At 72.4% G+C, this 13,975-nt stretch carries 15 protein-coding genes; 8 read left to right on the top strand and 7 right to left on the bottom strand.

Translation table 11 applies throughout. The annotated features are described in order from the left end of the window. Positions 1-61 precede the first annotated feature (61 nt). Positions 62-1,159 (top strand): GTP-binding protein, encoded by a 1,098-nt coding sequence (locus QSK37_RS31825; RefSeq protein ID WP_285628639.1) that lies wholly within the window; start codon positions 62-64, stop codon positions 1,157-1,159. A gap of 139 nt (positions 1,160-1,298) precedes the next feature. On the opposite strand, the gene QSK37_RS31820 is transcribed toward QSK37_RS31825, so the two are convergent. Next, positions 1,299-2,195, bottom strand: coding sequence for a LysR family transcriptional regulator (locus QSK37_RS31820; RefSeq protein ID WP_285628636.1), 897 nt, complete (start codon positions 2,193-2,195; stop codon positions 1,299-1,301). Positions 2,196-2,266: 71 nt separating this feature from the next. Between QSK37_RS31820 and QSK37_RS31815 the strand changes: the two genes are divergently transcribed. Next, a complete protein-coding gene (locus tag QSK37_RS31815; protein WP_285628634.1) occupies positions 2,267-3,319 on the top strand; it encodes a YeiH family protein in 1,053 nt (350 codons plus the stop codon). Here QSK37_RS31815 and QSK37_RS31810 read toward each other — a convergent pair. The 4 genes from QSK37_RS31810 to QSK37_RS31795 form a co-directional block, all read right to left on the bottom strand. Beyond that, entirely contained in the window at positions 3,308-3,889 is a 582-nt protein-coding gene (locus QSK37_RS31810) for a Uma2 family endonuclease (RefSeq protein ID WP_285628632.1), read from the bottom strand. The genes QSK37_RS31815 and QSK37_RS31810 overlap by 12 nt on opposite strands. Positions 3,890-4,026: 137 nt before the next feature. Next, positions 4,027-4,830, bottom strand: coding sequence for a DUF3710 domain-containing protein (locus QSK37_RS31805; RefSeq protein WP_285628629.1), 804 nt, complete (start codon positions 4,828-4,830; stop codon positions 4,027-4,029). 3 nt (positions 4,831-4,833) lie between these two features. Then, positions 4,834-5,334, bottom strand: coding sequence for a dUTP diphosphatase (dut, locus tag QSK37_RS31800; RefSeq protein WP_432705619.1), 501 nt, complete (start codon positions 5,332-5,334; stop codon positions 4,834-4,836). A 123-nt stretch (positions 5,335-5,457) separates the two neighbouring features. Next, complete coding sequence (locus QSK37_RS31795) at positions 5,458-6,681, bottom strand: AI-2E family transporter (protein ID WP_285628626.1); 1,224 nt, start codon at positions 6,679-6,681, stop codon at positions 5,458-5,460. 236 nt (positions 6,682-6,917) lie between these two features. On the opposite strand from QSK37_RS31795, the gene QSK37_RS31790 reads away from it, so the two are divergent. From QSK37_RS31790 to QSK37_RS31765, 6 genes are read left to right on the top strand one after another with little or no spacing between them, the layout of a single operon-like run. Next, on the top strand, positions 6,918-7,625 hold the full coding sequence (locus QSK37_RS31790; RefSeq protein WP_285628623.1) for a hypothetical protein: 708 nt from the start codon (positions 6,918-6,920) through the stop codon (positions 7,623-7,625). After that, positions 7,625-8,161, top strand: a complete 537-nt coding sequence (locus QSK37_RS31785) for a MauE/DoxX family redox-associated membrane protein (RefSeq protein WP_285628620.1) — start codon at positions 7,625-7,627, stop codon at positions 8,159-8,161. Before QSK37_RS31790 ends, QSK37_RS31785 begins: the two co-directional genes overlap by 1 nt. Beyond that, complete coding sequence (locus QSK37_RS31780) at positions 8,158-8,673, top strand: thioredoxin domain-containing protein (RefSeq protein ID WP_285628617.1); 516 nt, start codon at positions 8,158-8,160, stop codon at positions 8,671-8,673. Before QSK37_RS31785 ends, QSK37_RS31780 begins: the two co-directional genes overlap by 4 nt. A gap of 54 nt (positions 8,674-8,727) precedes the next feature. After that, a complete protein-coding gene (locus QSK37_RS31775) occupies positions 8,728-9,315 on the top strand; it encodes a hypothetical protein (protein WP_285581653.1) in 588 nt (195 codons plus the stop codon). Then, positions 9,302-9,478: a hypothetical protein gene (locus QSK37_RS31770; RefSeq protein WP_285581651.1), complete on the top strand. Its 177-nt coding sequence runs from the start codon at positions 9,302-9,304 to the stop codon at positions 9,476-9,478. Before QSK37_RS31775 ends, QSK37_RS31770 begins: the two co-directional genes overlap by 14 nt. Positions 9,479-9,496: 18 nt before the next feature. Next, positions 9,497-10,060, top strand: a complete 564-nt coding sequence (locus QSK37_RS31765; protein ID WP_285628614.1) for a hypothetical protein — start codon at positions 9,497-9,499, stop codon at positions 10,058-10,060. Positions 10,061-10,081: 21 nt separating this feature from the next. On the opposite strand, the gene QSK37_RS31760 is transcribed toward QSK37_RS31765, so the two are convergent. Then, positions 10,082-11,287: a serine hydrolase domain-containing protein gene (locus tag QSK37_RS31760; protein WP_285628611.1), complete on the bottom strand. Its 1,206-nt coding sequence runs from the start codon at positions 11,285-11,287 to the stop codon at positions 10,082-10,084. Between the two features lie 74 nt (positions 11,288-11,361). Then, a complete protein-coding gene (valS, locus tag QSK37_RS31755) occupies positions 11,362-13,887 on the bottom strand; it encodes a valine--tRNA ligase (RefSeq protein WP_285628609.1) in 2,526 nt (841 codons plus the stop codon). Positions 13,888-13,975: the final 88 nt, after the last annotated feature.

The following is a 13,975-nucleotide window of genomic DNA, read 5'->3' as shown; positions in this document are numbered from 1 at the left end:
TCGATTTCTCGGGAAAAATAAGTTAGCCTCGGCGCGCTGTCAACGACTCCTGGAGCGTGACATGGCGACCTTCGCCCCCTTCGGCGGCTTTCTCGGTGCCGGCAAGACGACCACGTTGCTCGCGGCGGCCCGGCGGTTCTCCGCCGAGGGCCGCCGGGTCGCGGTGGTCACCAACGACCAGGGACGCGACCTCGTGGACACCCGGCTCGCCCGCGCCGAGGTGGCGCGCGTGTCCGAGGTGACCGACGGGTGCTTCTGCTGCCGGTTCGAAGACCTGGCGGCGGTCGTGACCTCCCTGCTGGACGACGACGTGGACGTCGTCCTGGCCGAGGCCGTCGGCAGCTGCACCGACCTGCGAGCCACGGTGGTCCGCCCGCTCCGCCGCGACCACGGCGACCGGCTCCGCGTCGCACCCCTGACCGCGGTCGTCGACCCGGACCGCTACCGGCTCTTCGCCCGCGCCTGGGACGTCGGCGCGGAGTCCGACCTGGCGTACCTGTACGCCCACCAGCTCGCCGAGGCGGACGTCATCGCCGTGAACAAGATCGACACCGTGCCGGAGGATCGGCTGCCCGCCCTCCTGGCCGACGTCGGCCGGCGCTACCCGGCCGCACGCGTGGTGCCGTACACGGCCGCGCGCGGCGAGGTCACCGAGCTGCTGGCGGCCCTGGCGGATCCGGTCGCCGACACCGCCGAGGACCCGGAGCTGGACTATGACCGGTACGCCGCGGCGGAAGCGGCGCTGGCCTGGCTCAACCACGCGGTGACGCTGACCGCGCCGAGGTCGGGCTTCCACCCGGCGCGGTGGGCGACCACGGCGCTGGCGACGCTGTCGTCGGCCTGCGCGTCCGCCGGTGCGCTGGTCGGGCACGCCAAGCTCAGCCTGGACACGCCCGGCGGCCTGGTGAAGGCGAGCCTCACGGAGGCCGGCGGGGAGCCCCGGCTGGACGTGACCGGCCCGGCGCGCGCGTCCAGTGGCCGTGCGGCGTTCAACCTGCGGATCGCGTGGACGCCGGAGGACCTGGACCGGGCGACCGCCGACGCCGTACGCGCCGCCGACCTGACCTGCGGAACGCAGGCCGCCCACGAGCCGGGCACCCCCGCCTTCCGCCCCGCCTACCCGCGCCCGACCCACCGCATCACGGCCAGCCACGGGTGACGTGAAGAAGACGCACCCCGGCGCCGGACAGTCCGCAGCCCCACGACCAGACGATACACAGGACCGCCGTACGCGCCGCCGACCTGACCCGCGGAACGCAGGCCGCCCACGAACCGGGCCCCCCCGCCTACCCACCGCATCACGACCGGCCACGCGTGACGTGGAGAAGACGTACCGCGGCGTCGGGCAGCTCGCGGCCGCGGGGCCAGACGGCGCGCAGGACGCGGTCGAGGTTCAGCTCGCTGGGGACCTCGACCAGGCGGCCCGCCGCGATCTCGTCCGCGACGGCCAGCGCGCTCAGCACGGCCGGGGCCGTACCGGAGATCGCCGCGATGCGCAGCGGAGCGGTGCCGCCCAGTTCGAGCGCGGGCTCGGTCACTCCCCCGTAAGCGGCCAGGGCCGCCTCCAGGGTCTCGCGCGTGCCCGAGCCCGCCTCCCGCAGCAGCAGCGGCGTCGTGGCGAGCTCCACCGGGCGCAGCGGACGGCGTTTGCGTGACCACGCGTGGGCCGGGGCGACCACCACGACGAGCCGGTCGCGGGCCACCGCACGGCTGTGCAGGTCGCGCGGTGCCCCGCGGCCCTCGATGAACCCCAGGTCGGCCTCGCCGCCGCGAAGACGCTCGATCACATGGGCGCTGTTGGCGACGTTCAGCTCGACGTGCACGCCCGGGTCGACGTCGCGCAGCGTGACGAGCCAGCCCGGCATCAGGTGCTCGGCGATGGTCAGGCTCGCGGCCACGCGCAACCGGCCGTGCTGGCGGGCGCGAAGGGCGGAGACGCCCTCGACCAGCGCGTACGCCGGTTCGAGCACGGTCCTCGCCCAGTCGGTGACCACGAGCCCGGCGGAGGTGAGCCGGGAACCGCTGGGCGAGCGTACGAGCAGGCGGACGCCCAGCCGGCGTTCGAGCGTGCGCATCCGGGCGCTGGCGGACGGCTGGCTGATCCGCTGCCGCGCCGCCGCCTGCCCGAGGCTGCCCGTCTCGGCGACGGCGACGAGCAGTTCGAGCGCCTCCAGGTCCGGCAGACGTTGAGCCATAGAGGAACTCTATGACCTGCCAGCGGAACACCTGCTAGTGCGTCCTCCGTACGGGCCCGATCCTGAGGATCATGACCACCTCGCTGACGCGCCCCCACACCCCCCGCACCTCACCGGCGATCGGGTCGCGTCGCGCACGGAGCGTCGCGCCGGGTCTCGCGGTGTGCGCGGCCGGCGTCGTGGTGGCCTGGTGCGTGCACCGGCTGGCGGGGCCGGTGCCGATGCTGACGGCCGCCCTGCTGCTCGGCATCGTCGCGGTCAACGCCGGGGTCCTCCCCGAGGCGACGCGGGCGGGAACGCGGTTCGCCGCGAGAACGCTGATGCGGGCGGGCGTGGTGCTGCTCGGGCTCCAGGTGTCGGTGAGCGACATCGCGGGTCTGGGCTGGGGGACGATCGCGATGACCCTGGCCGTACTGCTCGCGACCCTGCTCGGCACCACGTGGCTGGGGCGGCTGATGGGCCTGCCGCACCGGTTGTCGCTGCTGGTCGCCGCCGGTTGTGCCATCTGCGGCGCGTCCGCCGTCGCCGCCGTCGACGGCGTGCTCGGCTCGCGCGGCGGCGCGGACGGCGACCGGGAGGGCGACGCCGCGACGGCGGTCGCGGTGGTCATGCTGTGCGGCACCCTGGCGATCGCGGTGCTGCCGCTGCTGGGCCCGCTGCTCGGCCTGTCCCCGTACGACCAGGGCCGCTGGGTGGGCGCGAGCGTGCACGACGTCGGGCAGGTCGTCGCGACGGCCACGGCCCTGGGCCCGGCGGCCGTCGTCCCGGCGATCGCGGTCAAGCTGATCCGGGTCGCCACGCTCGCCCCGGTGACGACCGCGATCGGCCTGCGCGCCCGCCGCGGCGACGCGTCCGGAGTCCGCCGCCCTCCGGTGGTGCCGATCTTCCTGATCGCCTTCGTGGCGATGGTCGTGATCCGCTCGGTCGGCGCGGTGCCCGCGCACGTCCTGGATGACGTGAGCACCGGGAAGGACCTGCTGTTCGCCGCGGCCCTGTTCGGCCTGGGCACCGCCGTACGCGTCCGCCTCCTGGTACGGACGGGCCACCGCGCCCTGCTGCTGGGCCTGACGTCCTGGGTACTGATCGCCGGCGTCTCCTACGCCGGCGTCCTGCTAACCCGCTGACCGCCGCGGCCCGACCAGCTCCCCCGGATCGAAACTCAACGGGAAAGGCCTGCTGACCTCCAACCGCTCACCGGACTTCGCCTCGGCGACCTTGACATAGTCCCGGCCCTGTCGCCGAAGAAACGTGACCTGTGGCTCAACTGACAGGTCGACCTCGACGTAGAAAAGGATCCCGGCCTCTGCGTAACGCTGCGGTTTCCAGGCACGTTCGAACTTGGAATTCCCCGGGCTGAGTATCTCTGCCACGAGGACGACGTCAGCGGACTCCACGAACTGTCCCGGACCACCGAGAACCTCTGCCGTGGCCACCATGACGTCGGGAACCAGAAGATCCGCTCCGACCTGGAGATTAACCTCGCGATTCGCCTCCAGTTCAGGAGGCGCGGCGGCGTCCAGAAACTTCTCCAACCGCTTGCTGGCCATCTGATGCGGTTTGGCGGGCACGGGGGATACCACCAGTCTTCCCTCGACGAGCTCATACCGCGAGCCGTTTTCCGGCATCGCGACGACTTCGTCGATCGTCCAAGGTCCTGAGTGAAGGTCCTGCGGCATGGCGAGCACCTCGGTCATCGGCGGGTCACCTCCGTACACGTCGCCAGTGTCACACGCCGAACGGTGATTACCCTACGCGCTTGAACGATTACGGGAATACAGGCTCGAGAAACCCGCCACCGGTGGTTTCGCCGGTGGCGGGGTTCTGGTCGGGCTCAGCGGACCTCGGTGATCTCCGGGCCGCGCTCGAACGGGTTGAGCGGCGGGCGATCGCCCTCACCCTCGCCGCCCTGCTCGGCGTTCATCGCCTGCTGGGCCTCGGCCGGCAGGCTGAGTTCGAGCAGCTCCCGCGGTGGCATCGGGGCGTCACCCCGGACGACGACGATGTGCTGGAACACCTGCTCCATGATCGCCGCCTGCTCCGGGTCCTCCAGGGCGGCGCCGCTCAGTACGCCGCGCAGGAACCAGCGAGGGCCGTCGACGCCGATGAAGCGGACCGGCTGCCAGCCGAAGCCCTGTTCGGCGATCTCGGCCGGGACCTGGTCGCGCATCTCCTCCGGGATGGCCACCGGCACCATGCCGTGCAGCTCCTTGCCGAACGGGCCCTCGGCCTCCTGGGCCTCGCCCTCGGCCTGCTTGATCTCGTCGGCGGTCTCCTTGCGGACCTCGTCCCAGATCCCGTTCTTCTTCGGCGCGGCGAAGGGCTGCACCTGCAGGCCGCTCTCCCCGTGCACGATCGTGATCGCGACGATGCGGCCGCCGACGGGGTTGCCCTGGGCGTCCTGCTCGACGGCCTCGACGTTCACCTGGATCTCGATGCCCTCTCCGATGGGCACCTGGATCGCACCGAAGTCGACGCGTTCCATCTCCGGAACCTTGTCGGCCTCGGAGTCCCACGGGCCGCCGTGCGGCAGGGCCGCGGGCTCTTCGTCGGGCTCGGCCGGCTCGTCCGCGACGGTCTCCTCGTCGGTCGGCTCGACGTTCTCGGGCTCATCGTCCCGACGACGGCGTCGAAACACGACTCACGCTCCTTCACTGCTGTGCTGAACGGACGCGCCGGCGACGCGACCTTGGACTGTCCCCGCGTACCCGCCGGTGGATCCGAACCCACCGTCTCCGCGGGCGGACCCCGGCAGGGTCTCGACCTCATGGAAGACCGCCCGCTCCACGCGCTGGATGACCAGCTGCGCGATGCGGTCGCCGCGGTTCAGGCGGACGGTGTTCCGGATGTCGGTGTTCAGCAGGGTGACCTTGATCTCTCCCCGGTAACCCGCGTCGACGGTGCCCGGGGCGTTGACGATCGTCACTCCCAATCTAGCCCCCAGTCCGGACCGCGGGTGCACGAAGGCCGCGTAGCCGTCGGGCAACGCGATCGCGATCCCCGTCGGCACCACCTGGCGCTCGCCGGGCGCGAGCTCGACGTCCTCCGCCGCGCACAGGTCCGCCCCGGCGTCGCCGGGGTGCGCGTACGCGGGCGCGGGCAGGCCCGGGTCGAGTCGCTTGATCAGTACGTCCACGGTCAACGTCTCACCTCGTCGTCATGGGCCCCTCGGCACGTCACAGGGCGTGACACTACCGTCTGAACGGCCTGTTTCCGGTGACCACCGTGCGCTGCGTACGGCATCGGGCCCGTGAGAGCGCACCTCTCAGGTGGACCGCGGCCCGTCCGGGCGCGGCTCCTCCGCCGGTGACTCTTCGGTCCGCGTCTCCTCGGGCTTCTCCGCCGGCGCATCCTCGGAGCTCGACCCGCCCCGGCGCGTGGCCATCGGACGCAGCCGTCCGCCGGCGAGAGACGGCGGCTTGGCGGGGGCGTCGGCGGGTGTGGGCTCGGAGGAGTCGCGCAGCGCCGGCACCGCGCGGTAGAGGACGGCGGCCGTGGGCACCGCGACGGCGGCGCCCGGGATGCCGCCGACCACTCCGCCGATCGTGATCGCGAGGATGATCGCGAGCGGGTGGAAGCGCACCCACCGGCCGACCACGAGCGGCTGCAGGACGTGCCCTTCCAACTGCTGTTCGAGGACCAGGATGCCGAGGAAGACGAGCGCGGCGATGCCGCCCTTGACGCTGAAGACGACGAGGACCGCCAGCGCCCCGGCGACCAGGATCCCGACGATCGGGATGAAGCTGCCGAAGAAGATGATCACCGCGAGCGGTGCGACGAGCGGCACGCCCATGATGATCAGCACGACCGCGATGACCACCGAGTGGATGAGCGCCACGATCACCGTGCCGTGGACGTACTGCGACAGCGTCTCCCACGCCGCGCGGCCGGCCCGGTCGAAGCGGTCGCGGTACTGGCCGAAGCCGCGGATGAGCCAGTTCCAGATGCCGCGTCCGTCCTTGAGCAGGAAGAACGTGACGAAGAACAGGAACACGATGGACGCGATCACCTCACCGGCGACGGTGGCGCCGGTGAAGACGGTGTTCACGACCCTGCCGCGCTGCTGCTGGAGCTGTTTGAGCAGCTCGTCGATGGCCGACTGCAGCTGGGAGTTCTTCAGGTGGAGCGGCCCGGTGACCAGCCAGTGCTGCCCCTGCTTGACGGTGTGCTGGATGCGGTCGACGAGATGCGGGAACTGGTCGTTGGCCTGGATGCCGACGAACGTGCCGACGCCGCCGAGCACGGCGAGCGCCAGCAGCATGGTCAGCCAGGTGGCGGCCAGGGAGGGCATCCGGCGGCGCAGCCGGTCGGTCAACGGCTGCAGCAGGGCGCACAGCAGCAGGGCGATCGCGCAGGGCAGGACAACGAGCCGCAGCCGATCGATGACATTGACGACCGCGTACACCACGACGCCGATCACGATGAGCCGCCAGCACCATGCCGCGGCCGCGGCCAAGACCGGCGGCACCTGCGGATCCCGTTGCGTCACGTGTCTCCTCCGACGCTGGCCCTACCCGAACTCCCCATGTCCACTCAGGCGGCCCCATCGTGTCACGCCCGCCCGTCCGGGACGACGTCTTGACGGCCCCGGGTGTTCACCCGGCGACGGCATTGGCCACAAACGGGCACCCGTGATTCGGCTCTCACGCGGCCGGGGACCAGACGTACACGGGCGTATGCCCGGTTTCCCCTCGTCTCCGGCACCCTTCACGGGAGGCGTCACCCATGGCCGCGACCAGTTCCTTGAGCGTCGTACACCGCTCCATCGACGGATACCGGTACCGCATCTCCGGGAAGTTCGACCTCGGCGAGCCGTTCACCTCCGTGGGCCGGTACGCCGTCGACGGCGGACTGTACGAGCTGACCTCCGGAGAGCATTCCGTGGCCACGGGATGGACCCGTGACCTGGGCGTTCAGCGGTTCGACGATGAGTTCTCCCTGCCGAACGGACGGCTGCGCACCGTACGGGTCACCGACTACGACAAGCGCTCCGGGCTGGAGGACCAGCTGCTCGCCGTGGTCTGGCAGGGCACCCGGTTCTCGCTGTTCGTCCCGATGTACAACGCCAAGCCCGCCGACGCCGTCCATCTCTTCCAGCTCCTCGGCGTGACCGAGCACGCCGACGGCCTCACCGTCGCCTCGCACAATCCCAAGCGCGCCGGCATCGCCGAACCGGGCGAGATGGTCAAGGAGGTGCCCGGCCTCGGCCTGCTGCAGGTGACCGCGCTCAACAAGACGACCGCGCGGCGGCTCCCCTCGTGGCGTGGCGCGCGGCTGCCGCACGGCGAGCTGTTCCGCGACACGCTCGACGACGACAGCACCTACTTCCTGCTCGCCACCCCGTCCGCGATGGTCACCGTGCTACCGCACGAGGGCGAGACCGCCAAGGTCCCGGGGCGGATGGCCGCGCTCAAGGTCGAGACCGTCGCCTGATGGCGGAGATGCTCACGGGCGTCTGCGCCGGCACCGTCGCGCTCGTCCTGCTGCTGGCGTTCGCCGGGCACCTGCGCGCCCCGCGTACGCTGCCGGCCGCGCTGGCCGCCCACCGCGTCCTGCCCGGCCCGCTGCGGTGGCCGGTCGCGGTCGCCGTCATCGCGCTCGAAGGGGCGCTCGGGGCGGCCACGGGATACGCCGTGGCGGCCGGCCGCACGCACGCCCTCACGCTCGCGGCGGGCGGCGCCGCTGTCCTGTTCTCCGGCTACGCGGGCTACGGCTGGTACGTCCTGCGCACCCGGCCGAGCGTGCCGTGCGGCTGTGCGACCGGGCCGGGCGGGGACACGCCGATGAGCGGCTGGGTGGCCGGACGCGCCGCCGCGCTCGCGCTCGCGTCCCTCGTGGCGGTCACCGGGACGACGCCGGCGCACGGCACCCACACCGCGATCGCGGTCCTGGCCTCCGTCGTGTTCGCGGTGCTGCTGTCGCTGCTGCCGCAGGCCATGTTCGACCCCGAAAGGCAGGCCGCCCCATGAGTTTTGAGACCACCGCGCTCTTGTTGACGTGGGTGGCGCTGGTACTGCTCGCGCTGGTCGTCGCCGGGCTGGTGCGCCAGGTGCACCATCTCACGCAGGGACCGCGCGCCCGCGACCTCGGCCTGCGGACCGGCACGCCCGCGCCCGCCCTGGACCGCGTACGGGCCGAGCCGGAACGCGCGACCCTCCTGCTGTTCCTGAGCGACGACTGCCCGGTCTGTCACGACGTGTTCCACGAGGCGCTCGGCCTCCGCGGCGCCCCGGCGATCAGGGCGATCTTCGCCGAGGAGGCGATCGGCGGGGACCCGCCGGCGAACATGACGGTCCTGCCGCGCCAGGCCGAACTCTTCACGGCGTACCGCGTCCCGGCCACGCCGTACGGGGTGATCATCGGCGCGGACGGGCGGGTGCGCACGGCGGAGCCGGTCGGGTCGATCCGCGGCCTGCACGCTCTGGTCACCGACGCCGGTGGACTGCACGACGACGCGGAACTGGACCCCAGCACACGGTGAGACCCGGGCGGCCGTGAGCGGCCGCCGGGAAGAGGACCGGAAAGAGGAATGGCCATGCTCGATCTCGACAGCATCCCCCCGCTGCGCGGCCCCCGTCCGGAGGGCGCCCAGCGCGTACGCCGCCACGCGCCCGCGGCGACCGCCGAAGGCGTCGGCCGCCGGTCGCTTCTCGGCGGAGTGATCGCCGCCGGCACCACGGCCGGGCTGGTCGCCGTCGGGGTGTTCACCCCGGCGCGCAAGGCCCTGGCGGCCTCGGGGCCCGGCACCAACGGCTGGGTGCCGGGCACCTACACGCATGGCCTGACGCCGGGCTACTACGACATCTACGCCAAATGCCCGTCGTACGCGTCCTCGCACAACTGCTCGCCCGGCTGCGGGCCCAGCACCGTCGTGTCCACCGCGTGCCGGACCAGCGGAAAGTACAAGGGCTATCACAAGTCCGGCGTATCGGATCCGGGCCAGTACAAGCTGCGGCCGAACGAGTGCTACGGCTCCAAGTACGACGGCTGGATCTGGCACTACGCGAACCCCTGCGGCAACTGCCCGACGTCGGTGACCTGGCGCTGCCACGACGGCTGGACGAAGAGCTCCGCCGGCACCTGGTACAAGTCGATCTGCCGGTATGCGTATGCCTGCAGCTGAGGCCGTGCCCGCGGGACGCCTGCGCCGCGGGCTGACCGAGCCGCTGCTGCCGTTCGCCGCGCTGGCGCTTCTGGCCGTCGCGGCGGCCGCCGCCGACCACGCGGTGCTGTGCTGGGCCTCGGTCGGGGCGCTCGCGGGCTACTCGCTGTCCGGCTCGGTTTGAACGCGTAACAGCGATTTCGTGCTGTTCTCGCCAGGTTGGCGGGCGCCCGTACGGCAGGGCCAGGTCCTCGCCGTCTTCTCCGCCGGGCTGCTGCTCGGCGGCACGCTCACCGCGACCGTGCTGTGGCTGCTGTCCGGCCTGACGGCGCCCCTCCCGGGTGTGGCGCGCGCTGGGCTCATCATCGCCGTTGCGGTCCTGGGCGTCGCGCGTGAGGCGGGGTGGGTACGGATCCCGATGCCGCAGAACGCCCGGCAGATCCCGCAGGAGGTGCTGCGCGCCCGGATCCGGCGGGGCGCGCTGCGTTTCGGGTTCGAGCTGGGCACCGGCGTGCGCACCTACGTCTCCGCGAGCGCCCCGTACGTCGTGGCGCTCGGGCTGCTGCTCGCCCATCAGGGCCCGGTGCCGACGATCCTGACCGGCACCGGCTTCGGCATCGGCCGCGCCGCGACGGCGGCGACCCGCTACGCCAGCCGCCACGACGAGTGGGACGACCGCCGCGTGACCCGGATGCCGCTCCTGAAGAACGCGATCGCGCTGACGGTGCTGGTCGCCCTGGTGCTGCTGGTCGTCCGCGGCAGGTGAACCCGTCCCGCGTTCTCGGGCTCAGTCGTCGATGGCCGCGTACGCCGTGGTCCAGAAGTCCTGGAAGACGTTCGGCGGGCGTGGTGAGGTCATCGCGGCCTGGGTGAACAGGACGCCCACGAGCTCCTCGGACGGGTCGGTGCAGGCCGTCGTGCCCAGTCCCCCGGTCCAGCCGAACCGGCCCGGCCTCGTGGCCAGGTCGTCACGGCCGCCGTTGACCGCGAGGCCGAAGCCCCAGCCGCCCGAGCCGAGGAACATCTCGTTGCCCGCCTTCTGCGCCGGCGTGAGGTGGTCGGTGGTCATCAGCTCCACCGCGGACCGGGACAGGATGCGGCCGCCCTCGTACCGGCCCTTGTTCAGCAGCATCCGGCAGAACGTCGCGTAGTCGTCCACGGTCGACAGCAGGCCCGGCCCGCCGCCGCCGGACGGGAAGGCGGGCGGACGGTCCCACGCGCTCTCCCGTACGCCCGGCCGGGGGGCCAGCACGCCCGTCTCCGGGTCGGCCGCGTAGCTCGTCGCCAGCCGGCCGAGCCGCTCGGCGGGCAGGTGGTAGCCGGTGTCGTCCATGCCGAGCGGCGCGAAGACGCGCTCCCGCAGGAACTCCTCCAGCGGCCGGCCGGCGGCGCGCGCGATCAGCACCCCGAGCACGTCGGCCGACGTGTGGTACATCCACGCCGTGCCCGGCTGGTACACGAGCGGCAGCGTGCCGAGCCGCTTGATCCACTCGTCGGGGCCCACCGACGGGCCCTCCGGGCCGTTGTCCACGCCGGTCTCGGCGAGGGCGCGCTGGATCGGGTACGTGCCCGGCGGCACGAAGAACTGCCCGAGCCCGAGCCGGAACGTCATCAGGTCGCGTACGGTGATCGGCCGTTCGGCCGGCACGGTGTCGTCCAGCGGCCCGTCGAAGCGCCGCAGGACGCGGCGGTCGGCCAGCTCCGGCAGCAGGTCGTCGACCGGGTCGTCCAGGCGCAGCCGGCACTCCTCGATCAGGATCAGCCCGGCCACGGCGGTGATCGCCTTGGTCAGTGACGCGATGCGGAAGATCGTGTCGCGGCTCATCGGCGTGTCGCCGCCGACCTCGGTCGTGCCGAGCGCGATCAGATGCGTCTCGCCGCGCCGGTGCACCAGAGCGACCAGTCCGGGCACCTCACCGCGCTCGACCGCGCGCCCGAGCACCTCCCGCATGCGGTCCAGCCCCGTACGGGACAGCCCTGACGAAATACCCATCTCGCTTCCTCCTCATTCCGGCCTTGGCCCGTACAGACCTCCCGGCGGGCCGGAAATCATCGGGATTCGGAGAATCAGCCGGCGGGGGCCAGGGTGACGTCGACGGAGAAGCCCTCCTCCGGTGCCGCCTCCAGGCGCAGGTCCGCGATGCGGCCGGCGGCGCGCAGGTCGGCCTGGGCCAGCTCCCCCACGCCGGCGCCCCGGACCGCGGCGCGTTCGACCTCGGCCCGCATGGAGACCTTCGCCGCGGACTTGGCCCGCCGGACCTGCCGGAGGACGTCGGAGGTGGCGGCCAGCACCGCGGGGTCACCGCCCTGGGGCAGCTCGTCGACGGCGGGCCACAGGGCGCGGTGCACCGAGCCGTCCCGCCACCACGACCAGACCTCCTCGGTGACGAAGGGCAGGATCGGGGCGAACAGCCGGAGCACGACCGACAGGGCGGTGCGCAGCGCCGCGCGGGCCGACGCCGCCGCGGCCGGGTCGCCGCTCTCCTCGCCGTACGCGCGGGCCTTGACGAGCTCCAGGTAGTCGTCGCAGAGGTTCCAGAAGAACCGCTCGGTGCGCTCCAGCGCGCGGGTGTAGTCGTTGGCCTCGAGTGCGGCCGTCGCCTCGCGGACGACCTCGGCGAGGGTGGCGAGCATCGACAGGTCGAGCGGCTCGGTGACCGGCGTGCCGGCCGGGACGTCCCCCAGCCCCAGCACGAACTTGGAGGCGTTGAGGATCTTGATGGCCAGCCGCCGGCCGACCTTGATCTGGCCGGTGTCGAAGGCGGTGTCGGTGCCGAGCCGCCCGCTGGCCGCCCAGTAGCGCACCGCGTCGGAGCCGTGCTGGGTCAGCAGGTCCATCGGCGTGACGACGTTGCCCTTGGACTTGGACATCTTCTTGCGGTCCGGGTCGAGGATCCAGCCGGACAGCGCCGCGCCGGCCCACGGCAGCGAGTCGTGTTCGAGGTGGGCCCGCACGACGGTGGAGAAGAGCCAGGTGCGGATGATGTCGTGCGCCTGGGGCCGCAGGTCGTACGGGAAGACGGCGGCGAACAGGTCGGGGTCGCGCTCCCAGCCGCCGGCGATCTGCGGGGTCAGCGAGGAGGTGGCCCAGGTGTCCATGACGTCCGGGTCGCCGACGAAGCCCTCCGGCTTGCCGCGCTGGTCCTCGGTGTAGCCGGGCGGCACGTCGGAGGACGGGTCGACGGGCAGGGTGTCCTCCGCCGGGATGATCGGCGCGGAGTGGACCGGCTCGCCGTCGGCGTCGACCGGGTACCAGACGGGGATCGGCACCCCGAAGAACCGCTGGCGCGAGATCAGCCAGTCGCCCGCCAGGCCTTCGACCCAGTTGTCGTAGCGGGCCTTCATGTACTGCGGGTACCAGGTCAGCTCGGCGCCCCGGGCCAGCAGCCGCTCCCGCAGCGACGCGTCGCGCCCGCCGTTGCGGATGTACCACTGACGCGTGGTGACGATCTCGAGCGGCTTGGTGCCCTTCTCGTAGAACTTGACCGGCCGGCTGATCGCCCGGGGCTCGCCGTCCAGGTCGCCGGACTCGCGCAGCAGCTCGACCACCCGCTCACGGGCCGAGTGGACCGTCTTGCCCGCCAGTTCGGCGTACGGGCCGGCGGCGACGCCCTCGGGCGGCTCGGGCTGGAGCCGGCCGTTCCAGTCGAGGATCGCCCGGGTCGGCAGGTCGAGCTCGCGCCACCAGGTAACGTCGGTCAGGTCGCCGAAGGTGCAGATCATGGCGATGCCCGAGCCCTTGTCGGGCTCGGCGAGGTGGTGGGCGACGACGGGCACCTCGACGCCGAAGAGCGGGGTGCGCACGGTGGTGCCGACCAGCTCGCGGTAGCGCTCGTCGTCGGGGTGGGCCACCAGCGCGACGCAGGCGGGCAGCAGCTCGGGCCGGGTGGTCTCGATGTGGACCGGGCGGTCGCCGGCGTGGAAGCGGATGCGGTGGAACGCGCCCGGCTGCTCGCGGTCCTCCAGCTCGGCCTGGGCGACCGCGGTGCGGAACGTGACGTCCCACAGGGTCGGCGCCTCGGAGACGTACGCCTCGCCCCGCGCGAGGTTGCGCAGGAAGGCCCGCTGCGCCGTCGCGCGGGCCTCGTCACCGATCGTGGTGTAGAGCAGGGACCAGTCCACCGAAAGCCCGACACGGCGCCAGACGTCCTCGAACGCCTTCTCGTCGATCTCGGTGAGCCGGTTGCACAGCTCGACGAAGTTGCGCCGCGAGACCGGGATCTGCTTTCCGGGCTTGTCCGGCGGCTCGAACGACGGGTCGTACGGCAGCGAGGGGTCGCAGCGGACGCCGAAGTAGTTCTGCACCCGGCGCTCGGTCGGCAGGCCGTTGTCGTCCCAGCCGATCGGGTAGAAGACCGCACGCCCGCGCATGCGCTGGAAGCGCGCGATCGCGTCGGTGTGGGTGTAGGAGAACACGTGACCGACGTGCAGTGAGCCGCTGACCGTCGGCGGCGGGGTGTCGATCGAGTAGATCTCCGCACGCCGCTTCGAGCGGTCGAAGCGGTAGACGCCGCTCTCGTCCCAGAGGGCTGCCCACTTGGCCTCGAGTCCGTCGAGGGTGGGTTTCTCCGGTGGACGCGGCTTTTCTGTCATGCCGCCAATGGTATTGGCCGACCACGGCAGGTCCGACGTCATTATGTTGATCGTCTGTGAGAGGCTCGAAGCCGGCACCGGCCGGTGG

The organism is Actinoallomurus iriomotensis (assembly GCF_030269445.1).
Lineage (GTDB): Bacteria > Actinomycetota > Actinomycetes > Streptosporangiales > Streptosporangiaceae > Actinoallomurus > Actinoallomurus iriomotensis.
Note: the sequence above shows the minus strand (reverse complement) of the source record. Positions and strands in the feature narration are given on the sequence as shown.